This window comes from Paraoerskovia sediminicola (assembly GCF_030296575.1).
Classification (GTDB): domain Bacteria; phylum Actinomycetota; class Actinomycetes; order Actinomycetales; family Cellulomonadaceae; genus Paraoerskovia; species Paraoerskovia sediminicola.
Window position 1 is genome coordinate 2,473,642 of record NZ_AP027729.1, and the last position, 21,666, is coordinate 2,495,307.

Genomic DNA, 21,666 nt, shown 5'->3' on the forward strand with positions numbered 1-21,666 from the left:
GCGGAGCCTCTCGCGTACTACGTGCAGGGGGCGGGTGTCAGCGGACTGGCGCGGCCAGCTTGCGCACCGTCACGGTGCCCTCGTGGATGAGCTGCTCACCACGGTCCTCGAAGCCGAGGCGGCCGTGGAAGCGCAGCGAGCCGGCGTTCATCGGCTCGATGTTGACCTCGCACGTGACCTCCTTGCGGCCGTTGCGGCGGGCCTCGTCGAAGATCTCGTCGTAGAACTTGCGGCCGACGCCGCGGTCGCGCGCGCCCTCGCCGAGGACGATGCGGTCGACGTAGTAGTGGCTGTAGTCGCGCTCGGCGAACCAGTCGAAGTTCTCGGCCTCGAACGTCGCGTCGCCGTCGAAGGCGACGACGAACCCGACGGGCTCGTCGGTCTCGGGCTCGGCGGCGACGAGCGTCAGCGTCGACGAGTCGACGAGCTCGGCCATCTCGGACTCACCGGTGTGGGGGACCGCCGGCGTCGAGGCGTTGTTGAGCTCGACGATCCGCGGGAGGTCGGTCGTGCGCGCCGGGCGCAGGACGACGTCGCCCGGCATGGTCGTCGTCGACGACGTCTCGGTCGCCTCGGCGGGTCGCTCGCTGATGGTCGTGCTCGTCATCTGGTTCCTCTCGTGACACGGGTTCGCCGTGCGACCGCGGTGCGGGCGGGGACGAGCGTTGCTGCTCGTCGCCCGCGGGTCTGGTCGCGCGACACGGAGCTCACACGTGCGGTGAGCGCCGCCGGGTCCGGGCCGGGTGCCGTCCGGCGGCGACCGCAGGAGCGGGGCCGCGGGAGTGTGTGCGCGTCCCGGGTGCACCGGGAGGCATGGACGGCGGTCGGCCTGCGGGTACGACTCGGACGGGGCCGAGGACCTGCGATGGACCGGACATTGCCCAACACCATACCGAGACCTGGCGCGGAGCGAAACTGATGAGACGCGAGTCACGTTCTCGTCATGAACGACACGCCGACGGTCAGAGACTGGTCGCGGTGTGCTCCTGGTGTGCTCCTGGTGCGCTCCTGGTGCGCTTGCAGGAGCTCAGCGGGGGCCGAAGACGGCGGTGCCGACCCGCACGATCGTCGCGCCCTCGGCGACCGCCGCCTCGAGGTCGCCGCTCATCCCCATCGACAGCTCGTGCGCGTCCGCCGTCCCCGGTGCGCCCGAGGCCACGACCTCGTCGCGGAGCCCGCGCAGCCGGGCGAAGCCCGCGCGCACGACGCCCTCGTCGGGCGACCGCGCCCCGATCGTCATGAACCCGGTCAGGTGCAGCCCGGGGAGGGCCGCGACCCGGGTGGCGAAGCCGGCGACGTCGTCCGGCGCCGCGCCGGACTTGGTGGGCTCGCCCGAGACGTTCGACTGCACCATGACGTCGAGCGTGATCCCGTCGCGCACGCAGCGCTCCGAGAGCGCCTGCGCCAGGCGGTCCGAGTCCACGGTCTGCACGCAGTCCGCGTGCGCCAGGACCTGGTTGATCTTGTTGCGCTGCAGCGGGCCGATGAGGTGGACGGGAACCCCGGGCAGCCCTGGCGCCTTCGCCACGAGCTCCTGGACGCGGTTCTCACCGACGAGCCCGGCCCCCGCCGTCACGGCCGCGCGGACGGCGTCGAGGTCCTGGGTCTTGGTGGCGACCAGCACCCGGACCTCCGCCGGGTCGCGGCCGTTGGCGCGTGCCGCTCGGGCGACACGGTCCACGACCTGGCGGTAGCGGTCAGCGACGAGGCCCGCTCGATCGAGGTCGGACGGCGCGGGGTCGCCTCCGGGGTCGGACGGCGCGGGGTCGCCTCCGGTTCCGCGGCGGGGATCGAGGTCGGCAGGCACGGCGACGATCCTAGGTGGCCGGCGCGTGCGGGTCACGGCGGACCCAGCGTGCCGGAGGTGTGTGCGGATGAGCGTGCGGTGGTGCGCGGGAGCGGCGTGCCGACTCGGCATGGGGGAGAATCGACGCATGCGGACGATCCTGAACATCATCTGGTTGGTCCTGGCGGGCCTCTGGCTCGCGATCGGCTACGTGTTCTTCGGTGTCCTGGCCTGCATCCTGATCGTGACGATCCCGTTCGGGATCGCGTCGTTCCGGATCGCGGGCTATGCCCTCTGGCCGTTCGGGCGGACCGTCGTCGACAAGCCGACCGCGGGCGGCTGGTCGACCTTCGGCAACGTCATCTGGTTCGTCGTCGCGGGCATCTGGCTCGCGATCGGCCACGTGATCACCTCGATCCCGCTGTTCGTCTCGATCATCGGGATCCCGCTCGGCATCGCGAACCTGAAGATGATCCCCATCTCCCTCCTGCCGCTCGGCAAGGACATCGTCCCGATCGACGCGCCGTACACCGCGTACGGGCCCCCGGCCGGGTACGACCCGCGCGGCGGCCAGAGATAGCGCGCGGCACACGCGTGCCCGGCCGCGCGGCTGCGCCCGCGCACGTTCCCTTCCATGGCTCTGCGCGCGAGGCGCCGCCGGGTGCAGGCCGCGCGACCACGGACGTGGTGATCGTGGGGTCCGGGCCGAACGGGCTCGCCGCCGCCGTGACGATGGCACGCGCCGGCCTCGGCGTGACGGTGCTCGAGGCCGCGCCGACGATCGGGGGCGGGGCCCGGACCCAGGACCTCGGCCTCGTCGAGGGCATGGTCCACGACGTCTGCTCCGCGGTGCACCCGATGGCCTGGGCGTCGCCGTTCTTCCGGGCGTTCGACTTGCGCGCGCGGGGCGTCGAGCTGCTGAGCCCGGACGTCTCGTACGCGCAGCCGCTCCCGGGGGCCCGCGCGGGGATCGCCTACCGCGACCTGGGCCGCACGGTCGAGGGGCTCGGGGCCGACGGCCCGGCCTGGGCCTCGCTCGTCGGCGCGCTCGCACGCGCGTGGCCGCACACGGCGCGGGTCGCGCTCGGCGACAAGCGGTCGATACCGGCCGGTCTGCTCCCCGGCGGTGCGGCGACCGTGGCACGGTTCGGCGCGGCGGTCGTCGAGCAGGGAACGCGGGCGTGGGACCGCCGGTTCGTCGGCGACGTCGCGCCGGCCCTCCTCACGGGGGTCGCCGCCCACGCGATCACGCCGCTGCCCTCGACGGCAGCGGCGGGGACGGCGCTGCTCCTGGCCGCGCTCGCCCACGCGGGCCGGGGCTGGCCGGTGCCGCGCGGCGGGTCCGCGACGATCGTCGCCGCGCTCGTCGCGGACCTCGAGGCTCACGGGGGCCGGGTCGAGGTCGACCGGCCCGTCCGGTCCCGTGCGGACCTGCCCGACGCCCGGTGCGTGCTCTTCGACACCACGCCCCGCACGCTGCTCGAGGTCCTCGGCGACGAGGTCCCGCCTTCGATCGCCCGCGGGCTGCGCGCCTTCCGGTACGGGAACGCTGCCGCGAAGGTCGACTTCGCGCTGTCCGGCCCCGTGCCGTGGGAGGTCCCGGAGGTCGCCCGCGCCGGGACCGTCCACGTCGGGGGCACGCGCACGGAGATGGTGGCTGCCGAGGCCGCCGTGCAGTCGGGCGGGCACGCCGAGTGGCCGATGGTGCTGGCGAGCGACCCGACCGTGGTCGACCCCACGCGGTCCGTCGGCGGGCTGCGGCCGCTGTGGACCTATGCGCACGTCCCCGCGGGCTCCGACGTCGACGTGACCGAGGCCGTCACCGCCCACATCGAGCGGTACGCCCCCGGCTTCCGGGACGTCGTCGTCGCGTCCCGGTGCGTCCCGGCCGCACAGACGGCGGCCCACGACGCGAACTACGTCGCCGGAGACATCGCCGCGGGGGCGGTGTCGCTCTGGCAGATGGTCGCGCGGCCGACCCTGCGGGCGGACCCGTACCGGGTGGTGTCGCCGGCCGGTTCTCCCGGCCATGCACGGTCCCGCGGGCAGGACGGGCGCGCGACGCGTGCCGTCTACCTCTGCTCCGCCTCGACCCCGCCCGGTCCGGGGGTGCACGGGCTCGGCGGCTGGTACGCCGCTCGTCGGGCGCTCCGTGACGTGTTCGGCATCAGGTCGACCCCGGACCTGAGTCCCGAGGGTCCGACCAGGTAGCCCGGACCTGAGCCCTGAGCCCTGAGCCCTGAGCCCCGAGGCCGCTCTACCCGGCCTACCGGCGAGCGATCGGCGCGGTCGTCGCCCCCGTGACCCGGACGAGGTCCGTCGGGGCCACGCCCAGGTCGAGCCCGCGCCGTCCGCCCGAGACGTAGACCACGTCGTGGGTGAGCGCGGAGGCGTCGACGACCGTGGCCAGGCGGCGCCGCTGGCCGAACGGCGAGATGCCGCCCACGACGTACCCGGTGGCGCGCGCCGCATCGTCGGCGTCCGCCATCGCGGCGCGTTTCGCTCCGAGGGCGTGGGCGAGCGCCTTGAGGTCGAGCGACCCGGTCACAGGCACGACGGCCACGACGAGGCGGTCGTCCGCCTGCGCGACGAGGGTCTTGAACACCTGGTCGGGCGGGACGCCGATCGCTTCGGCGGCCTCGAGCCCGTAGCTGAGCGGGCTCGTCGGGTCGTGGACGTAGGGGTGGAGCGTGTGGGCGACTCCCGCACGCTCGAGCGACGCGATCGCGGGCGTCGCACCCCGGGGCGGCTTGCTCATGGTGTCGCCATCGTAGGTCCGGGGCAGACCGCGCGACCGCATAGCCTGGAGCGGCCATGACCACTGCCCTCCTGCTCGCCGTCGTCGTGCTGGGTGCGGCGCTCCAGCGCGTCTCCGGCATGGGCTTCGCCCTGGTCGTCGGGCCGCTCCTGGTGCTCCTCGTCGGCCCGGTCGACGGAGTGCTCCTGGTGAACCTGTGCGGTCTGCTGTTCTCGCTGCTGATGCTCGCGACGACCCGCGGCGCGGTGGACTGGCGGCGTCTCGCCCTGCTCGCGCCGTCCGCGCTGGTCGGGATCGTTCCCGGTGCGCTGCTGCTCGCCGCCGTGTCGGCGCCGGTCCTCGAGATCGTGGTCGGGGTGCTGGTGATGGCGGGCATGTCGGCAGCCCTGCTCGCCCGCCACGCGCCGGCCCTCGACGGGCGGTTCGCGCCGGTCGTCGCCGGAGCGGTCAGCGGCGCGATGAGCGTCACGGCCGGGACGTCCGGCCCGGCGCTGGCCGTCTACGCGGTCGCGTCGCGCTGGGACCCGCGCTCGTTCGCGGCCACCGCCCAGCCGTACTTCGTGATGGTGGCCGCAGGGTCCGTGACGGTCAAGCTCCTGCTCACCGACGCGCGCCTGCCCGCGCTCGGCGCGTGGGGGTACGGCGGGATCGCCGCCGGATGCGTCGTCGGGCTGTTCGTCGGTCGCGCGCTGGCGGGACGCCTCTCCCCGGGGCGGACGCGCGCGGTGCTCGTCGTCGTGGCCTTCGCCGGCGGGCTCGCGACGGCCGTGCGAGGCGTCGCCTCGCTCTGAGTCGCGGTGGCGGCGCGCCGCCACCGCGGTCACATCGGTCCGACGCCCACCACGCGCAGCACGACCTCGCCCGCCTCGTCGGACGCCGCGTGGTCGACGACGGCGTCGATCGTCCAGTCGTGGTCGCCGGCCGGGTCGTCGAGGACCTGGCGCACGAACCACGTTCCGGGCTCGACGGGCCCACCCTGGGTGCCGGACGGCGTCCGACCGGACTCGACGAACGTCACCAGCGCGGACGAGCGGGCGGACGCACCGAAGCCGATCGCGTCGTCGCCCTGCGCCTCGAACAGGGGGTCGAGGGCCTCGCCCCAGGCGTCGGCGTCCCAGCCCGACCCGCCGTCGAGCGCGCCCAGCGCCTCGTAGCGCTCCTGGGCCGCGAGCTCGACGCGGCGGAACATCGCGTTGCGCACGAGTCGCCGGAACGCGCGCACGTTCCCGGTGACGGGCTTGACCGGCTCCTCGAGCCCGGACGAGGCGAGCGTGCCCTCGCCGCCGGGGGAGACGTCGTCGCCCACCAGGTCGGGGTTCGACAGGCGCTCCCACTCGTCCAGCAGCGACGAGTCGGTGCCGCGCACGAGCTCGCCGAGCCACTCGGTGACCTCGTGGACGTCCTCGGTGCGGTGCTCCTCGGAGATCGTCTGGCGCATCCCGCGGTACGCGTCCGCGAGGTATCGCAGGACGACGCCCTCCGTTCGCTCCAGGCCGTAGGTGGACACGAACTCGCCGAACGTCATCGCGCTCTCGAGCATGTCGCGCACGACGGACTTCGGGGAGAGCTCGGCGTCGGCCACCCACGGGTTGGACTGCTTGTACTGGACGAACGCGGGCTCGAGCAGGTCCTCGAGCGGCTTGGGCCACGTGACCGTCTCGAGGAGCTCCATGCGCTCGTCGTACTCGATGCCCTCGGCCTTCATCGCGCCGATCGCCTCGCCGCGCGCCTTGTGCTGCTGCGCGACGAGCACCTGGCGCGGGTCGCTCAGCGTGGCCTCGAGGACCGAGACGACGTCGAGGGCGTGGGTCGGGGACCCGACGTCGAGCAGGTCGAGCGCAGCGAGGGCGAAGGGGACAGGGGCTGGTTGAGCGCGAAGTCGCGCGGCAGGTCGACGACGAGCCGGACGGCGGGGCGCTCGCCCGACGGGTACGTCGCGTCGGGCACGCGGAACCTCTCGACGATGCCGGCGACGCGCAGCGAGCGGTAGATGCGGAACACCTGGCGCACGTGCTCGGCGCGCTGCGTGGCGTCGTCGTGGTTCGCGGTGAGCAGGTGCCGCATCGCCGTGATCGGGTCCTGCGACGGGTCGGCGTAGCGCGCGGCGTCGTCGTCGGCGTCGAAGTCCGGGTGCGACGGGTCGAGCGCGAACCGGCTGCCGCGGGCCAGGACGTTGAGGACCATCGAGTGGCTGACGGTGAAGTGGCTGGTGAGCGGCTCCGGGTCGGCGTCGCGCAGCCGCTCGAAGGTCGCGTCCGTCCAGTTCACGGCGCCCTGCGGGGCCTTCTTGCGGACGATCTTCTTGAGCTTCTTCGGGTCGTCGCCGGCCTTGGCGAGCAGCTTGCGGTTCTCGATGACGTGCTCGGGGGCCATGACGATCACCTCGCCGAGGGTGTCGAACCCCGCGCGCCCGGCCCGCCCGGCGATCTGGTGGAACTCGCGCGCCGAGAGGTGCCGCATGCGCTCGCCGTCGAACTTCACGAGGCTCGTCAGGAGCACGGTGCGGATCGGGACGTTGATGCCGACCCCGAGCGTGTCGGTGCCGCACACGACCTTGAGCAGGCCCTTCTGGGTGAGGCGCTCGACGACGCGGCGGTACTTGGGGAGCATGCCCGCGTGGTGGACGCCGACGCCGTGGCGCAGGAACTTGCTCAGCGTCTTGCCGAAGCCGGTGCCGAACCGGAAGTCGCCGAGCTCGGCGACGATCGCGGCCTTCTGCTCCTTGGTGCACAGCGGCGTGCTGAGCAGCGCCTGGGCCCGGTCGATGGCGTCCTTCTGGGTGAAGTGGACGACGTAGACCGGGGCGCGGTGGGTCTGGACCAGCTCGTCGATGACCTCGTTGAGGGGGTCGACGACGTACCGGAAGGTCAGCGGGATCGGCCGCTCCGCGGTGGTGACCTCGGCGACGGGCAGCCCCGTGCGCTGGGTGAGGTCCTCGACGAACATCGACGTGTCGCCGAGGGTGGCCGACATCAGCACGAACTGCGTGTTCGGCAGCTCCAGGAGCGGCACCTGCCACGCCCACCCGCGCTGGGGGTCGGCGTAGAAGTGGAACTCGTCCATGACGACCTGCGACGCGTCGGCGGTCGCGCCGTCGCGCAGGGCGATGTTCGCGAGGATCTCTGCGGTGCAGCAGATGATCGGTGCGCCCGCGTTGACGGACGAGTCGCCCGTCATCATGCCGACGTTCTCGGAGCCGAAGGTCTCGACGAGCGCGAAGAACTTCTCGCTCACGAGCGCCTTGAGGGGAGCCGTGTAGAACGTGCGCCCACCCTTGCCGTTGCGGTGCGCGGCCAGCGCCGCGAAGTGCGCGCCAGTCGCGACGAGCGACTTCCCGGAGCCGGTCGGGGTCGCGAGGATGACGTGCGACCCCGAGACGATCTCCATCAGGGCCTCGGCCTGGTGCGGGTACATCTCGATGCCGCTCGCGACGGTCCACGCCTCGAACCGCTCGTAGAGGTCGTCGGGGTCGGTCCGCATGCCGAGGATCGACTCGGGCAGGTGGTCCGCGAGCCGCGGACGCGCGACCGGGACGGCGTTCTGGGCGGGTGGCGCGTCGGTGGAGGTCATCGGGAGCATTCTCGCAGGGTCCACCGACGCGCCACGCTCAGGAGAGGTCCCACAGCAACCGGTAGTAGGCGATCTTCTCGGCATCCGGGTCGACGCCGTACGCCTCGTACAGTGCGCCGTCCCACCCCGGCCCGTAGTTCCACTCGGTGCTCCACGCCGCCACAGCGACGTCCGCCCACCGGTCGGCGACGCCGAGCGAACCCAGGTCGACGTGCCCGGCCCACGCGCCGTCGTCCGACAGCAACGTGTTCGGGGCGCACGCGTCGCCGTGGCAGACGACGAGGTCGGGCTCGGGCGCGTCGGCGAGCCTGGCCAGGGCGTCGGCGAGGGGGATGGTGCGGTGCTCCGGGAACCACGACTCCGGGCCGTCCCCGGCGTCCGCCCGGTCCCGGGCGTTCGCGACGCGGTCCCGGACCGACCAGGCGAACGGGCAGTCGGCGACGTCGAGCGAGTCGTGCAGGGCGCGCAGGCCGGCGCCGAGCGCCTCGACCGCGCGAGCAGGGTCGGCGATCCAGCGCGGAGCGACCGCGGACTCGCCCGGCAGCGTCTCGGTGACCAGCCACGTCCCCGTCCAGCGCCCGTCGCCGGCGTTCCCGTGCGCGACGACGCGGGGCACCGGTGTCCTGCCGGCGGCCCAGACCATGCGCTCCGCCTCGCCCGGGAGGTCCAGCCCGACGCCGTCCGGCGCCCACTTGAGATGGTGCCCGGACCCGACGCGGAACGTCAGCCCACCGACCTCGTTGCGCCAGACCGGCACGATCTCGCCGTCGAGGAGAGCTCGGCCGCGACCTCCCCGGCCAGGTCGGGGACGACGACTCCCGACACGTCCGCGCCGGGCGGGGGCGTGGTGCTCATACGCCCAGCGTCTCGACCGAGGCGACGAGCCGGGCACGCAGCGCCTGACCGCGCTCCGCGAAGCCGCGCTGGTGGCGCACGTACTCCGCCTTGCCCTCGGGCGTCTCGATCGCGACCGCCGCGAGGCCGTACGCCGACACGTCGTACGGCGACGCCCGCATGTCGAGGTACCGCACGTCGCGGGCGAGCTCGAAGCAGTCGAGCAGCAGCTCGCCCGGCACGACGGGGCCGAGCTTCAGCGCCCACTTGTAGAGATCCATCGTGGCGTGCAGGCACCCGGGCTGCTCCGTCGACACCTGGTTCTCGCGCGTCGGGCGCTCGCGGTTGAGGCTGCGCGCCTCGGGCGTGAAGAACCGGAACGCGTCGAAGTGCGTGCAGCCGATCGGGTGGCCCTCGACGACCGCGTCGGTCCCGTCGTGACCCAGCCGCAGGGGGAGCGGGTGACGGTGGTCGCGGCCGCGCTCGCGGTCCCGGTAGACCATCGCCCACTCGTGCAGCCCGAAGCAGCCGAACCGTGCCGGGCGGCCCGCCGTCGCGGCGATCAGGTCGCGGACGAACGCCACCGTCTCGCCGCGGTCCGCGAGGAACGCCTCGGTGTCCAGCACGACGCCGTGACGCTCGCAGCCGTCGACCTGCACCACGGTCTCGCGGTACCACCGCCACGAGGTGCGCTCGGCGTACGCGGCGTTCGCTGCGCCGTCCGACACGGCCGGGTCGTCGCCCCGGGGTGCGAGGAGGACGGACCCCGGACCCGGGTGCCAGCGGCGCAGCTGACCGGGACGCGTCGGGTAGTAGGTGAAGAGGAAGTCCTCGATCGCGTGCTTCCCACCGCGCGCACGGGCGTCACGCCAGACGGCGGTGAGGGCGTCGGCGCGCTCGGCGTGGGCGTCCGCCGTCGGCAGCCAGTCGTCGAGCGTCAAAAGAGCGCGATCTTGTCGGGCCGCGGGAAGATCTCGTCGAGGGCGTCCAGGTCGTCGGACGACGGCACCCAGGTCGCGGCCTCGGCGTTCTGCCGGATCTGCTCGGGCGTCGTCGCGCCCGCGATCACGCTCGAGACCGCCGGCTGGGCGAGCAACCACCCGAACGCGACCTGCAGCTCGGTGATGTCGCGCTCGTCGCAGAAGTCCCGCAGCCGCTCGAGCGCTTCCCAGGGCGCGTCCTCGAGGACCTGCGGCTTGTTGCGGACCAGACGGCCGTCGTCGGGCCGCGCGCCGCGCGTGTACTTGCCGGTGAGCAGACCGTTGGCGAGGGGGAAGTACGGCAGGACGCCGATCCCGTAGGCCTCCGCAGCGGGGATCACCTCGAGCTCCGCGCGCCGGTCGATGAGGTTGTAGTGGTTCTGGGCGGAGACGAAGCGTGTGCTGCCGGTGGCGCGGGCGACGTGCTCGGCATCTGCGATCTGCCAGCCCGCACGGTTGGAGTGGCCCACGTAGCGGACCATGCCGCAGCGCACGAGGTCGTCGAGCGCCGCGAGCGTCTCGTCGATCGGGGTGAGCGCGTCGGGGGTGTGGAACTGGAAAAGGTCGATGTGGTCGGTCCCGAGGCGCTGCAGGGAACCCTCGACGGCCTTGACGATGTAGCGACGGGAACCGCGAGCCCGGAAGTCGGGGCCGTTGAGGCCGCGGTTCGGCATGCCGAACTTCGTCGCGACCACGACCTCCTCGCGGTGGGCGCCCAGCGCCCGGCCCAAGAACTCCTCGCTCCGGCCTGGCACCGCACCGTAGTTGTCCGCGGTGTCGAAGAACGTGACTCCCGCGTCGAGCGCCGCGTGGACGACGGCGGCCGACCCCTCGTACGTCGACGTCACCGCGTTGCTGCGGCCCAGGTTGTTGCACCCCAGGCCGACGGTCGTGACGGCGAGGCCGGAGCGGCCGAGGCGGCGCAGGGGCAGCCGAGGGCGGTCATTCGCGGTGCGGGTCATGGGTGCGAGACTACCGAGGACGCGCACCGTTACGGGATCGTGACCTCTTGTCTACTGTCCGGTGTGGGTGTGACCTGTAGTTTCTGCTCACCATCACTGCCGGTTCGTTCCGGCGGGGCTGGGGCCCGCCCGCAGGGGGTGTGGGTTTCGGTTGTCGCCGCGTGCGTGTGTGCGGCGAGTGAGGGGTTGATGGATGGCATGCCTAGGTTAAACGTTCGCAAGTATGACGATCTCGAATGGCACGTAGAGGACGCAGGCAACGATAGGCAGCTAGCCTGCGCGCACATGGGTGTTTTCCTGGCTTGGGCGCTTATCGAGGGCCACACTTCGACAGAGTTCGACGCCGAATTGAGCACCCCGGTCGAAGCGGTGAGATCGCGAAGAATGTCAGGTACGGAATTTCTGCTGAAGTATTGCGATGGAAAATTGACGTCGGACTGCTTCGGCCCTGCTTTCAATCGGTTTGTGAAAGGGTACTACGAGGGAAGTTCTCAGTATTTTGCGGATTACGGCGAAGTAATTGCACCCCATGGTGCATACGAAGACGTGGAAACTTGGGAACTTTATGAGCGTATCGCTGGCACTCTGTCCGCGCGCTTTGAATCATGGCACGGTGGCCGCTAACAGTTGCAGATCGTGACCCAGCAGATGCCGGGCCGTATCACCCAGGCCAACGCTTATGACAGGGCGGGGCAGCTGGCCGCCATGGACTACACCGTCGCGGACGGCAGCGGTGAGCAGGTGCCGGTCGCGGCGTGGTCGATGACCTCGACCACGGAGGGCAAGACCGCGACGGTGGCCACGACGGTCGGGGCCGGTGAGACGGGACTGGGGCGCCGGCTCGCGTACGCCTATGACGAGGCTGACCGTCTGGTGGAGGTGGAGGACGTTCTCGGCGACGGGGTGTGCAGCACGCGCGGGTATCGGTTCGACGCCAACGGCAACCGCGTCGGCGGGTCGAGGACCGATGGCGCTGTGGACGAAGAAGGGGTCTGCGTCCACACTCACACCGTGGGCAAGGTGTGGACGTATGACGCGGCCGACCGGGTCACCGCGGGCGCCGCGCTGTCCGGCGTGGGTGCCACGGGTGCCGGTGGTGGGGCGTACGCCTATGACGGGTTGGGCCGTCAGACCACGGTCGCGGCCGTGGACACCCCGGCCGGTACGGGCTCCGGGGACCTGACCCTGGGCTACTACGACACCGACGCCGCCCGGACCCTGACCCAGGACGGGTCGACGACGACGTACACTCTCGACCCGGCCGGGCGCCGCCAGAGCGCGACCACGGTGGCGGACGGCCAGTCCACGACTGTGGTCCGCCACTACGCCGACGCGTCGGACAACCCGGCGTGGGCGGTCAAGGGCACCGGCTCGCAGGCGGTCACGACCTGGTACGGGGCGTCGGTCGCCGGTGATCTCGCTGTCACGACCACCGCCTTCGGCGACGGTGCACCGGTCTCGACGGTCACCCTCGCCGACCCCCACGGCGACATCGCCCTGACCATGCCAGCCGACGCCCTGACCACCCCGCAGATCATTGGTGCGAGCTGGTACGACGAGTACGGCACCACCCTGACTGCCACCACCGACACCGGGGCCATCACCTACGGGCCCCTCGGCGCCAAAGAGCGAGCCCAAGACACCACCGGCCTGACCCTCATGGGCGCACGCCTCTACAACCCCGTCACCGGCGCTTTCACCTCCGTCGATCCCGTCGTCGGAGGCAACACCACCGCCTACACCTACCCCCAAGACCCCATCAACACATTCGACCTCGACGGCAAGCGATCGTCTTGGCGGTGGTGGCTCGCAAAAAGAACCTATAGCCATGTGGTATCACGTGCATATAGGAGTTCGCGCTTTCGCTCGTTTGCACGCGGAGCTAACAACTTCAGCGCGAAGACGGTGGGCTTTGGCGCCGCCGCCTACTCGCGGGCAACTGGCGGGTATTGCAAGAATCGGTTCGGCGTTCGGACCTGCAGAGGCGGGTGGGGGCATGGGTATTCTCGCGGAGGTACGACGTTGGGGACGACTTATATTACGGGGTGGAGCAGAAAAACCGTGACGCGAAAAGTCGTACGTCACGAGGCTGTGCATGTGAGGCAGTGGCGCACATATGGACTTTCTTTCCCGGTGCGCTATTTTCGTGCGGGAAGCAACCCGTGCAGAAATCGCTGGGAGCGAGAGGCGGGTATGGGTAACGGCGGGTATACGAAGTGCTGATAAAACTAGGTAGGATTGGCGTACGAGCGCTCGCCGTGCTGATGGTTGCGGGGTGTGGCTTCTTCCCGTCCGACCCGATCCCGCCTTCTGTCGCCATCCGAATCGACGACGGCATCGTTTCGGTTGTTCTCCCTTGCTCACCAAGCGATATCGAGCTTGCTGAGGTGTACATTCCGACCCCGAACGTGTCCGACCCTGTATGGGTTGCGAGGGGTTACCTCAATAGTCCTACCCGGATAGTCTCGTTCGATCCGAATCTTTGGGCGACTGTCGTCGGAAAGTATGACGTGGAGTCCGAGTTTGGAGTTTCTATCGTGTCGACGGACTACGTTAATGAGACAGAGATCAGCAATCCGTCGCTAGCAGAGCATCTGCCCCAAGGGGACTACTGGGTGGAGGGTTCGGTCATGAGTCTCGATGCATTTCTTGCCTTGCCTTCTGTGACCGAGGCATGCCCGTAGAGCGCTACCTTCGACGGTCGATCCGTGCCGTCCAGAACGCGGTACGGAGGGGCGGCAGTGGGTCGTCGTGAAGGGGTCGGCACCTCGGCCCTGGAGCGGAGCCGTCAGCCAGTGTGAACTCGATGAATGCTTCAGTCGAAGTGAGTGGCCGATTTCGTGTGCCGGCGTGCCTCGGGCCATGTTCGCGAACTGCTCGGGCTGCGCTGGTTCAAGAGGGCGCGATGCGTATCCGCCCGCTAGTCCATGACGCCGGAGGCCTCAGGACGGTTCGATAGCCGGGTCGCGTGCACCGGCCCGGTCGTGCAGCGTGGCCCGGTGAGCGACCGGGACCGCCGGTCGACGACGGGCGGAGGTGTCTCGATGAACGGCGTGGACGTGCTGCGTGAGATGTTCGGTCGGGTCGGCCCGGCCCTGTCGAGCGCGATCCAGGACCTCGACGGCGACGCCCTCACGGCGCGCGTCGACGGGGAGGCGAACACGCTCGCCTGGTTGGCCTGGCACGTGGGCCGCGAGCAGGACGCCCAGGTCGCGGCCGCCGTCGGGCGCGACCAGGTGTGGACGGCACAGGGCTTCTCGGCCCGGTTCGCGCTGCCGTTCGACGACGCTGCGATCGGCTACGGGCAGTCGTCGACCGAGGTGGGGCAGGTGCGGGCGAGCGCGGCCCTCCTGGCCGAGTACCTCGATGCCGTGCAGGACGAGACGGCCGACGTGCTGGACGAGCTGACCGACGGCGACCTGTACCGCGTGGTCGATGCCGATTGGGACCCGCCGGTCACGCTCGGCGTGCGCCTCGTCAGCGTCGTCGAGGACGCCCTGCAGCACGCCGGGCAGGCCGGGTACCTCCGCGGTCTGATCGACCGCGGCTCGGTGGACGACGGCGCGGTCGCGACGGACTGACCTGCCGCGACGTCTCGGCCCGCGTCATGCCCGGGCCCCACGGCTCGGGGCGCGCGACCTAGTCTGGATCGATGGCCAGGCGGAGAAGTGCGCGCGCGTCGATGGTCGTCCTCGACCTCGGCGCTGCGGACCCCGACGGGCCGTCCGACGTAGGAGTGGGGGAGTCTGCGCCGCAGGGGCAGGGGCAGGGGCAGGACGAGGCAACGTCGAGGCGGCCTACGGCCCGTCGACGTCGAGTGCTCGCCGCGCTCCTGGCCGGGGCCGCCGTCGCTGTCGTCGGCATGACCCTCGCCGTCGGGACGGCGATCGACTCCGCGCGGTCCGAGCAACGGATCGCCGAGGCCCGAGGTGGCCTCGCCGAGCTGCCGGTCGAACCGTCCCGCCTGTGGTCGGTGGACGACGGTGGTCGCGGTGGCGTGCTGCTGCGCGGCTCGACCGTGGTCATGGCGGACGAGGACGCCGTCGCCCGTGACGTGGGCACCGGCGAGGAACTGTGGAGGGTTCCCCTCGGTGGCGATCCGGAGTGCGGGTTCCTCGACCAGCGCGCGCCGGTCGAGCCCGACGGCGGCGTGGTGTGCCTCTCCGACGCGGACCCGCGGGACGGAGACGTCGTGCGGCAGGTGACCGTGATCGACGCGGCGGGCGAGGTCGTCGCGCGGCGCGACCTGGACGACGACGGCGCGACGAACCGCGCACCCGGGCCCGACGGGCTGCTCCTCGAGGTGCGCCGGGTCGGGGAGCCCGTCACCGAGGGTCAGACGCTGACCTACGGCTGGCAGGCCGACTTCACGTTGAAGCTGCCGCCGGCACGGGCCGGGACGGTCGTGGCGCGGGACGCGGCGACGGGCGACGTGCGGTGGGAGCGACGCATCGACTTCGTCCGCCCGGACGACCCGTGGGACTGCGCCCGGCTCGGCGGGGACGCGCCGACGGCGGACGTCGATCGGATCGGCGTCGCGGCGGCCGGGGTCTGGTCCGTGTCGACGGGTGCGGGGTCGCCGCGACCTTTACGACAACAGGGGAGCGCCTCGACGGGGAGGTGCCCGCGTCGTTCGTGTCCCCGCTCGGGGACGGGACGTTCTTGCGGGTCACGGGGGACCCGTCGTCCGACGCCGACGTGCAGGAGGTCGTCGACGACCGTGGCGGCGCCGAGTGGAAGGTTCCCGGGGAGCTCCTGGTTCCGTCGGCGTCGGACGGCGTCGCGTCGCGGACGAGGCTCGTCGCCGACGGGGCGCGGTTCGGGGCGTTCGACGTCGACGGGAACCCGCTGTGGACGCTCGACGAGCGGGTCGGGGAGGTGCTCGTCCAGGCCGCGGGTGTTGCCGTCGTGGACGGTGACGGGATCGCCGCGCTCGACCTGGCGACCGGGCAAGAGCTCTGGCGGCGTCCCGAGGACCGGCTCGCGGTCTCCACGGCCTTCACCGACGGCACCAGGGCGATCCTGCTCGAGGTGCCGCGCAGCTCCGAGGGCGCCCAGCCGGGGACCCGGCTCGTCGCCCTCGACCTCCGGGACGGGAAGCCCGCCTGGTCGACCGTCGTCGACGGGGACGACGCGATCTTCGTCGCTGCGGGCGGTTCCCTGCTCCGGCTGTCGCTGGACGGCGTCGAACGCCTCGGCTGAGCCGGCGCTCTGGTGAGTCGGGCCCGATGCGACGGCCCTGTGACACGGCGCGCTCGTGAGACGACCCTTGTGCGGTGCGGCGAGGTTCCCTACAGTCGGACCGTCGAGGTGACACGAGTCACCCCGACGCCTCAACGGAGAGGACTCACATCGCATGTCACTCACAGGAACCTCGCTCCGGCGCCCGTCCGGGCCGCGACGTGGATCGCCACGTGCGCCCCGAGGCGTCGCCGGAGTCGCAGCGGTCGCCGCGATCATGACCGTCGTCGCGGGGGCGTCCGCCGCGCAGGCCGGGCCCCGCCAGACGGTCGACCCGACCGACCCGGACCTCGGTCCGAACGTCACGGTCTTCGGGCCCGAGACCCCGCAGTCCGAGATCCAGGCGACCATGGACGCCCTGCACGAGCAGCAGGTCGACGCCGAGATGAGCACCGACCGCTACGCCGTGCTCTTCGAGCCCGGGACCTACGGGTCCGCGGCCGACCCGCTGCAGTTCGGCGTCGGGTACTACACGGAGGTCGCCGGGCTCGGCCAGGCACCGGACGACGTCACGATCGAGGGCGCGATCGAGGTACGCAACCGCTGCCTCGCCGACGGCGGAACCTCGAACTGCATCGCCCTGGTCAACTTCTGGCGGACGATCTCCAACCTCGCGCTCGACGTGAACACGACGGGCCAGGGCGGCTGCGAGGCCACCACCAACTTCTGGGCCGTGTCCCAGGCGGTCTCGATGCGCCGTCTCGACGTCCGCGGGCCCCTGTCGCTCATGGACTACTGCTCCGCCGGCCCCCAGTACGCGAGCGGCGGCTTCATCGCCGACTCGCGCTTCGACACGACCCTCGTCAACGGATCCCAGCAGCAGTGGCTCACGCGCAACAGCGTGCTCGGCGGCGGCTGGTCCAACGGGGTCTGGAACCAGGTGTTCTCGGGGGTGACGGGGGCGCCGTCCGAGGCCGCGTTCCCGACCGAGCCGTACACGACGCTGGAGACGACCCCCGTCAGCCGGGAGAAGCCGTACCTGTTCGTCGACGACCAGGGCCGCTACAACGTCCGCGTCCCGGCCGCGCAGACCGAGACGAGCGGCGTCTCGTGGGACGAGGGGACGACCGAGGGTCGCACGCTCTCCATCGCGGACTTCTACATCGCGAAGCCCGGCGACTCGGTGCAGACCATCAACAACGAGCTCGCGCGCGGCAAGAACCTGCTCCTCACGCCGGGTGTCTACGACATCGACCGCAGCATCGACGTCAAGCGAGCCGACACCGTCGTCCTGGGCATCGGCCACGCGACGCTCACCGCCGTCGGCGGAGCCGTGCCGCTCACCGTCGCGGACACCTCGGGCGTCGTCGTCGCCGGCATCTCGATCGACGCGGGCAGCGTCGAGTCGCCGGCGCTCCTGCGGGTCGGCAAGGCGAAGGGCAACAACCACAAGTCGGACGCCGCCAACCCGGTGACGCTCTCGGACGTGTACTTCCGCGTCGGCGGGCCGCACATCGGAAAGACGGACGTGGCGCTCGAGGTCAACTCCGACGACGTGCTCATCGACCACACCTGGGTGTGGCGCGGCGACCACGGCGTCGAGGGCTTCACCGAGGGCGTCAACGGGGACACGGAGCGGTGGGCCACCAACACGGGGCGCAACGGCGTCGTCGTCAACGGCGACCGGGTCACGGCGACGGGCCTGTTCGTCGAGCACTTCCAGGAGCACAACACGATCTGGAACGGCGAGGACGGAACCGTGGTCCTCTACCAGAACGAGCTCCCGTACGACCCGCCCACGCAGGAGGACTGGAACCAGCCCGACGGCACGCAGGGCTGGGCCGGGTACAAGGTGGCGGACGACGTCGAGCGGCACAGCCTGTTCGGTGCCGGCGTGTACGTCTTCAACCAGAACAACCCCGAGATCGTCACCGAGAACGGCTTCACGGTGCCGGAGGCGCCGGGCGTCCGCCTGCACCACATCATGACCGTCAACCTCAGCGCGGGGACGATCGAGCACGTGGTCAACGGCGTCGGCGACGCGGTGCCGCCGTCGACGTCCGGTGCGCCGGAGTACGTGGTCGACTACCCGGCCCCCTGAGCCGGTCGGACTGCGCTCGGTCGGCCCGGACAGGCCGGCCGGGCTCGGTCTGCTGAGCCGGTCGTGAGCCGGTCGTGAGAACGCCCCGGGCGGCGAGCACGCCGCCCGGGGCCCTCGCGCGCTCCCGGCCTCAGACGGTGCCGCGGTCGACGACCCGCACCTCGTCGCCCAGCCCGGCCGGTGCCGGTGTCCCGTCGAGCGCCGCGAGCACGCTCCTGGCCAGGTGCTCGGAGTGCGCTGCGACCGGCTGCGCGACCGTCGTCAGCGGGGGAGTCGAGAGGCGGGAGGCGGGGACGTCGTCCACCCCGATCACGGCGAGCTCGCCGGGGACGGCGAGCCCGGCCTCGCGCGCACCGGCGAGGACGGCGAGCGCCACCTCGTCGTTGTACGCGGCCACGGCGGTGACGCCGTCGTCGTGCCAGCGCCCGACCACGGCGCTCGCGGGCGCGTCGGTCGGGACCGCGACCGCGACCGGACGAGCGAGCCCGTGCTCCTCGCACCACTGCTGCATCCCGTGCAGCCGCTGCTCCGCGAAGCCGTCGAGCCTGTGGTCCGTGCTGGTCCCGTAGGCGAGCCGGCGGTGGCCGGCCCCGACGAGGCGCTGGGCCTGGAGCCGTCCGAGCCACCGCTGCCCGGCGTCGAAGCCGGATGCGTCGAGCTCAGCGCCGACGACCTGGATCCCGGCTTGTTCCATCGCCGTGATGTCGTCGCGCGTGAACGGGGACAGGCCCACGACGCAGCGCGGGGTGACGGCGCGCCAGAGCTCGGCGAGCGCCCGCGAGTCGCGGTGGTGGTGGACCAGGACGAAGAGGTCGCGCTCGGCCAGCACGTCGGTGAGGTGGTCGAGGAGGGTGTCGACGACAGGACCGGTGGGCCAGTCCGGCAGGACGCACACGATGAGGTCGCTCCGCCCGCGGCGCAGCGTGCGCGCGGCGGCGGACGGCGCGTAGCCGAGGCGCGCGGCGGCGTCCCGCACCCGCTCGCGGGTCTCGGCGGTGATCGACGTGCCGGGCGTGTCGTTGAGCACGTAGCTCACGGTCGTCCGCGAGACGCCTGCCGCGCGGGCGACGTCAGCGCTGGTCACGGCGGCCATGAGGCACCTCCTCGGTGGGGTCCGGGGCGTCGGGTGCCGAGACAGATGGGTGGGGCTCGGTGGCCGGCACGCTCGCCGCACGTGCCGCGACACCGGTCACCAGCCGTTCGAGCGGGCCCTTGCCGAGCGCGACCCGCCAGAGCGTGGCGAGCACGAGCGACGCCAGGGTCATGACGACGAGAGCCTCGTTCGAGGTCGGGCTGCGCACGAGGTCGAGCCCGAACCACTCGCGGACGACCCAGAGCGCGACGATCTGCAGCGTGTAGACCGTCAGTGCCATCGCGCCGACGGCCGCCAGCGGGGACAGGACGAGCGCGACGGCCCGGGAGCGCGTGGCGAGGAGCGCGCCACCGACGACCAGCACGGCGAATCCGCCCGAGCCGAGCACCTCGAACCACGTGTCCGTGTGCGGGCCAGCGAGGAGGAGATACGCCGGGTCGGGCCACGCGGCGCCGTCCGGCACCTCCCCGCGGCGGACGACCGTCGTCGACTCGAACGTGTACGCGATGGTCGACGCGCCGCCGAGCGCCTCCGTCGCGACGAAGGACGCCGCGTACCCGACGACCGCCGCCGCCGCGCCCCAGGCGACGAGCGCCGTCTGGGTGCGCCGCGCCGTCAGACCCAGCCTGCCGAGGGCGAGGCCCAGCAGCACGTACGCCATCCACACGACCGCCGGGTAGTGGCCCGTGAGGAGATAGTCGGTGACGGCACCGGTCCCGTCGTAGGGGTAGCGGAGCCCGACATGGCCGATCGCCTCGCTGCCCCAGAACGCGAGCACCGGGCCCACGACGGCGACGGCGACCGCGACGGCGGCGACGCGGGACGGGCGCCACCGCAGGAACAGGATCGCGAGGACGAAGTAGGCGCCGTAGCAGGCGAGGATGATCGCGACGCCGGTGTCGAGCAGGTTCAGCGCCGCGGCCAGAGCCAGCAGGACCGCTGCCCGCGCGAACAGCCGGACCCGCGCCTGGAGCAGCGGGACGCCGTCCGGGGAGCGGCCCCGCCGGTGACCAGGGCGATAGAGATGCCGGCGACCACCGCGAACAGGATCGACGACCGGCCGTCCGCGATCGTCAGCCAGCCGGCCCCGCGCGCGCCCTCGACGACCCCCACGTGCGCGGCGAACATGCCGAGCACGGCCAGACCGCGCGCCACGTCGAGGCCGACGAGGCGTCCGGGGCCGCCGAGGACCCTGTCGGCTGTGCTCATCGCCCGAGACTACGTCCCGAGGCGGGCGCGGTCCCGACGATCGGCCGCCGCCCGCCCGTCCGCCGTCCGCCCACCCGTCGTCCGCCGTCCGCCCACCCGTCGTCTGCCGAACCGGCGATCACGTGCGGTCCACGACCCGGGATCACACACAACCACCGGTTCGGCGGCTAGAACCACCGGTTCGGCGACCGACGAGGACCGGTTCGGCGACCGACGACGACCGTTCGGCGACCGTCGGCCCGCCAGGCCTCGCACATTCGCGGACCATGATGTGAGAACCGACCCGTGACCGGGACCCCGCCGCAATACCGTAGGTGCATGAATGCGACGAGCGAGCCGTTCGAGGCCCCGACCGGGCCCGGTGGCAGCACCCCCTCCCTCGAGTCCGAGTCGTACACCCACGGCCACCACGAGTCCGTGCTGCGCTCCCACCGGTGGCGCACGGCTGAGAACTCCGCGACGTTCCTGCTGCCGCACCTCGCACCGGGCACGACGGTCCTCGACGTGGGCTGCGGCCCCGGGACGCTCACCGCGGACCTCGCGAGCCGGGTCGCGCCGGCCACGGTGATCGGCGTCGACGCCTCCGAGAAGGCGCTCGCCAGCGCCCGGGAGAACGCGACGGCCAAGGGCGTCGACAACGTCGAGTTCCGTCAGGCCAACGCCTACGAGCTGCCGTTCGACGACGGGTCGTTCGACGTCGTGTTCGCGCACCAGGTGCTCCAGCACCTGTCCGACCCGATCGCGGCCCTGCGCGAGATGCGCCGCGTGACCCGCCCCGGCGGGCTGGTCGCGAACCGCGAGTCCGACTACGCCGCGATGACCTGGTACCCGGCCTCCGACGGTCTCTCCGAATGGAACGAGCTGTACCACGAGGTCACGCGCGCCTACGGATTCGAGGCCGACGCGGGCCGCCGCCTCCTCTCGTGGGTCGAGCAGTCCGGGTTCGCGCCCGAGGCGATCACGCCGTCCGCCGGGGTGTGGTGCTACTCCACCCCCGCCGACCGCCAGTGGTGGGGCGGGCTGTGGGCCGAGCGCTGCATCGCGTCGAACTTCGCCGTCCAGGCCAAGGAGTCGGCGCTCGCGGACGACGTCGCGCTCGAGCAGCTCGCGCAGGAGTGGCTGCGCTGGGCCGAGGAGCCCGGCGGCTGGTTCGCCGTCCTGCACGGCGAGACCCTGGCGCGCGTCTGACCCG

Annotated in this window: 20 protein-coding genes and 1 pseudogene; 10 read left to right on the top strand and 11 right to left on the bottom strand. The window is 72.1% G+C overall.

All coding sequences use genetic code 11. The features are described 5' to 3' along the window. Positions 1–37: 37 nt before the first annotated feature. Together QUE47_RS11405 and QUE47_RS11410 are read right to left on the bottom strand one after the other, a co-directional pair. A complete protein-coding gene (locus QUE47_RS11405) occupies positions 38–607 on the bottom strand; it encodes a GNAT family N-acetyltransferase (RefSeq protein WP_286217384.1) in 570 nt (189 codons plus the stop codon). Positions 608–1,027: 420 nt separating this feature from the next. Then, positions 1,028–1,681 (bottom strand): YggS family pyridoxal phosphate-dependent enzyme, encoded by a 654-nt coding sequence (locus QUE47_RS11410; protein ID WP_286219486.1) that lies wholly within the window; start codon positions 1,679–1,681, stop codon positions 1,028–1,030. Between the two features lie 253 nt (positions 1,682–1,934). Here QUE47_RS11410 and QUE47_RS11415 point away from each other — a divergent pair, with 253 nt between their 5' ends. Continuing rightward, positions 1,935–2,366, top strand: a complete 432-nt coding sequence (locus QUE47_RS11415) for a YccF domain-containing protein (RefSeq protein ID WP_286217385.1) — start codon at positions 1,935–1,937, stop codon at positions 2,364–2,366. A gap of 152 nt (positions 2,367–2,518) precedes the next feature. Then, positions 2,519–3,997: a phytoene desaturase family protein gene (locus QUE47_RS11420; RefSeq protein WP_286219487.1), complete on the top strand. Its 1,479-nt coding sequence runs from the start codon at positions 2,519–2,521 to the stop codon at positions 3,995–3,997. Positions 3,998–4,052: 55 nt separating this feature from the next. On the opposite strand, the gene ybaK is transcribed toward QUE47_RS11420, so the two are convergent. After that, the gene (ybaK, locus tag QUE47_RS11425) at positions 4,053–4,544 is read right to left on the bottom strand and encodes a Cys-tRNA(Pro) deacylase (protein WP_286217386.1); all 492 of its coding nucleotides are present in this window, start codon (positions 4,542–4,544) and stop codon (positions 4,053–4,055) included. A 56-nt stretch (positions 4,545–4,600) separates the two neighbouring features. Between ybaK and QUE47_RS11430 the strand changes: the two genes are divergently transcribed. After that, complete coding sequence (locus QUE47_RS11430) at positions 4,601–5,335, top strand: sulfite exporter TauE/SafE family protein (RefSeq protein ID WP_286217387.1); 735 nt, start codon at positions 4,601–4,603, stop codon at positions 5,333–5,335. Between the two features lie 29 nt (positions 5,336–5,364). Here the strand turns inward: QUE47_RS11430 and QUE47_RS11435 are convergent. The 5 genes and pseudogenes from QUE47_RS11435 to QUE47_RS11455 all read right to left on the bottom strand — a co-directional run bounded on the left by QUE47_RS11435 (position 5,365) and on the right by QUE47_RS11455 (position 10,890). Next, positions 5,365–8,114, bottom strand: a pseudogene (locus QUE47_RS11435) (DEAD/DEAH box helicase). Positions 8,115–8,151: 37 nt separating this feature from the next. Further along, positions 8,152–8,871, bottom strand: a complete 720-nt coding sequence (locus QUE47_RS11440; protein ID WP_286217388.1) for an aminoglycoside 3'-phosphotransferase — start codon at positions 8,869–8,871, stop codon at positions 8,152–8,154. After that, positions 8,838–8,969, bottom strand: a complete 132-nt coding sequence (locus tag QUE47_RS11445; protein WP_286217389.1) for a hypothetical protein — start codon at positions 8,967–8,969, stop codon at positions 8,838–8,840. Before QUE47_RS11445 ends, QUE47_RS11440 begins: the two co-directional genes overlap by 34 nt. Next, the gene (locus QUE47_RS11450) at positions 8,966–9,889 is read right to left on the bottom strand and encodes a 3-methyladenine DNA glycosylase (RefSeq protein WP_286217390.1); all 924 of its coding nucleotides are present in this window, start codon (positions 9,887–9,889) and stop codon (positions 8,966–8,968) included. Before QUE47_RS11450 ends, QUE47_RS11445 begins: the two co-directional genes overlap by 4 nt. Beyond that, positions 9,886–10,890, bottom strand: coding sequence for an aldo/keto reductase (locus QUE47_RS11455; protein WP_286217391.1), 1,005 nt, complete (start codon positions 10,888–10,890; stop codon positions 9,886–9,888). Before QUE47_RS11455 ends, QUE47_RS11450 begins: the two co-directional genes overlap by 4 nt. 198 nt (positions 10,891–11,088) lie before the next feature. On the opposite strand from QUE47_RS11455, the gene QUE47_RS17400 reads away from it, so the two are divergent. The 6 genes from QUE47_RS17400 (at position 11,089) to QUE47_RS11480 (ending at position 18,172) form a co-directional block, all read left to right on the top strand. After that, positions 11,089–11,514, top strand: coding sequence for a DUF7832 domain-containing protein (locus QUE47_RS17400; RefSeq protein WP_491018458.1), 426 nt, complete (start codon positions 11,089–11,091; stop codon positions 11,512–11,514). Positions 11,515–11,526: 12 nt separating this feature from the next. Next, the gene (locus QUE47_RS11460) at positions 11,527–13,113 is read left to right on the top strand and encodes an RHS repeat-associated core domain-containing protein (RefSeq protein WP_286217392.1); all 1,587 of its coding nucleotides are present in this window, start codon (positions 11,527–11,529) and stop codon (positions 13,111–13,113) included. A 35-nt stretch (positions 13,114–13,148) separates the two neighbouring features. Then, positions 13,149–13,574: a hypothetical protein gene (locus tag QUE47_RS11465; RefSeq protein ID WP_286217393.1), complete on the top strand. Its 426-nt coding sequence runs from the start codon at positions 13,149–13,151 to the stop codon at positions 13,572–13,574. A 315-nt stretch (positions 13,575–13,889) separates the two neighbouring features. Then, a complete protein-coding gene (locus QUE47_RS11470; protein ID WP_350227549.1) occupies positions 13,890–14,471 on the top strand; it encodes a mycothiol transferase in 582 nt (193 codons plus the stop codon). 1,039 nt (positions 14,472–15,510) lie between these two features. Continuing rightward, a complete protein-coding gene (locus QUE47_RS11475) occupies positions 15,511–16,092 on the top strand; it encodes an outer membrane protein assembly factor BamB family protein (RefSeq protein WP_286217394.1) in 582 nt (193 codons plus the stop codon). Positions 16,093–16,246: 154 nt separating this feature from the next. After that, the gene (locus tag QUE47_RS11480) at positions 16,247–18,172 is read left to right on the top strand and encodes a pectate lyase-like domain-containing protein (RefSeq protein WP_286217395.1); all 1,926 of its coding nucleotides are present in this window, start codon (positions 16,247–16,249) and stop codon (positions 18,170–18,172) included. Between the two features lie 130 nt (positions 18,173–18,302). Here the strand turns inward: QUE47_RS11480 and QUE47_RS11485 are convergent, their stop codons facing one another. From QUE47_RS11485 to QUE47_RS11495, 3 genes are all read right to left on the bottom strand, one after another. Then, complete coding sequence (locus QUE47_RS11485; protein WP_286217396.1) at positions 18,303–19,265, bottom strand: LacI family DNA-binding transcriptional regulator; 963 nt, start codon at positions 19,263–19,265, stop codon at positions 18,303–18,305. After that, positions 19,243–20,043, bottom strand: a complete 801-nt coding sequence (locus QUE47_RS11490; RefSeq protein WP_286217397.1) for a DUF418 domain-containing protein — start codon at positions 20,041–20,043, stop codon at positions 19,243–19,245. Before QUE47_RS11490 ends, QUE47_RS11485 begins: the two co-directional genes overlap by 23 nt. Before the next feature lie 131 nt (positions 20,044–20,174). Next, positions 20,175–20,474: a hypothetical protein gene (locus tag QUE47_RS11495; RefSeq protein WP_286217398.1), complete on the bottom strand. Its 300-nt coding sequence runs from the start codon at positions 20,472–20,474 to the stop codon at positions 20,175–20,177. Between the two features lie 318 nt (positions 20,475–20,792). Between QUE47_RS11495 and QUE47_RS11500 the strand changes: the two genes are divergently transcribed. Continuing rightward, complete coding sequence (locus QUE47_RS11500) at positions 20,793–21,662, top strand: methyltransferase domain-containing protein (RefSeq protein WP_286217399.1); 870 nt, start codon at positions 20,793–20,795, stop codon at positions 21,660–21,662. The last annotated feature ends 4 nt before the right edge of the window (positions 21,663–21,666 follow it).

What these genes read in the sequence shown, in the direction of transcription:
- QUE47_RS11405 (WP_286217384.1), bottom strand. Translation starts at nt 607, where the DNA reads ATGACGAGCACGACCATCAGCGAGCGACCCGCCGAGGCGACCGAGACG.
- QUE47_RS11415 (WP_286217385.1), top strand. Translation starts at nt 1,935, where the DNA reads ATGCGGACGATCCTGAACATCATCTGGTTGGTCCTGGCGGGCCTCTGG.
- QUE47_RS11420 (WP_286219487.1), top strand. Translation starts at nt 2,519, where the DNA reads ATGGCACGCGCCGGCCTCGGCGTGACGGTGCTCGAGGCCGCGCCGACG.
- ybaK (WP_286217386.1), bottom strand. Translation starts at nt 4,544, where the DNA reads ATGAGCAAGCCGCCCCGGGGTGCGACGCCCGCGATCGCGTCGCTCGAG.
- QUE47_RS11430 (WP_286217387.1), top strand. Translation starts at nt 4,601, where the DNA reads ATGACCACTGCCCTCCTGCTCGCCGTCGTCGTGCTGGGTGCGGCGCTC.
- QUE47_RS11445 (WP_286217389.1), bottom strand. Translation starts at nt 8,969, where the DNA reads ATGAGCACCACGCCCCCGCCCGGCGCGGACGTGTCGGGAGTCGTCGTC.
- QUE47_RS11455 (WP_286217391.1), bottom strand. Translation starts at nt 10,890, where the DNA reads ATGACCCGCACCGCGAATGACCGCCCTCGGCTGCCCCTGCGCCGCCTC.
- QUE47_RS17400 (WP_491018458.1), top strand. Translation starts at nt 11,089, where the DNA reads ATGCCTAGGTTAAACGTTCGCAAGTATGACGATCTCGAATGGCACGTA.
- QUE47_RS11480 (WP_286217395.1), top strand. Translation starts at nt 16,247, where the DNA reads ATGTCACTCACAGGAACCTCGCTCCGGCGCCCGTCCGGGCCGCGACGT.
- QUE47_RS11485 (WP_286217396.1), bottom strand. Translation starts at nt 19,265, where the DNA reads ATGGCCGCCGTGACCAGCGCTGACGTCGCCCGCGCGGCAGGCGTCTCG.
- QUE47_RS11495 (WP_286217398.1), bottom strand. Translation starts at nt 20,474, where the DNA reads ATGAGCACAGCCGACAGGGTCCTCGGCGGCCCCGGACGCCTCGTCGGC.
- QUE47_RS11500 (WP_286217399.1), top strand. Translation starts at nt 20,793, where the DNA reads ATGAATGCGACGAGCGAGCCGTTCGAGGCCCCGACCGGGCCCGGTGGC.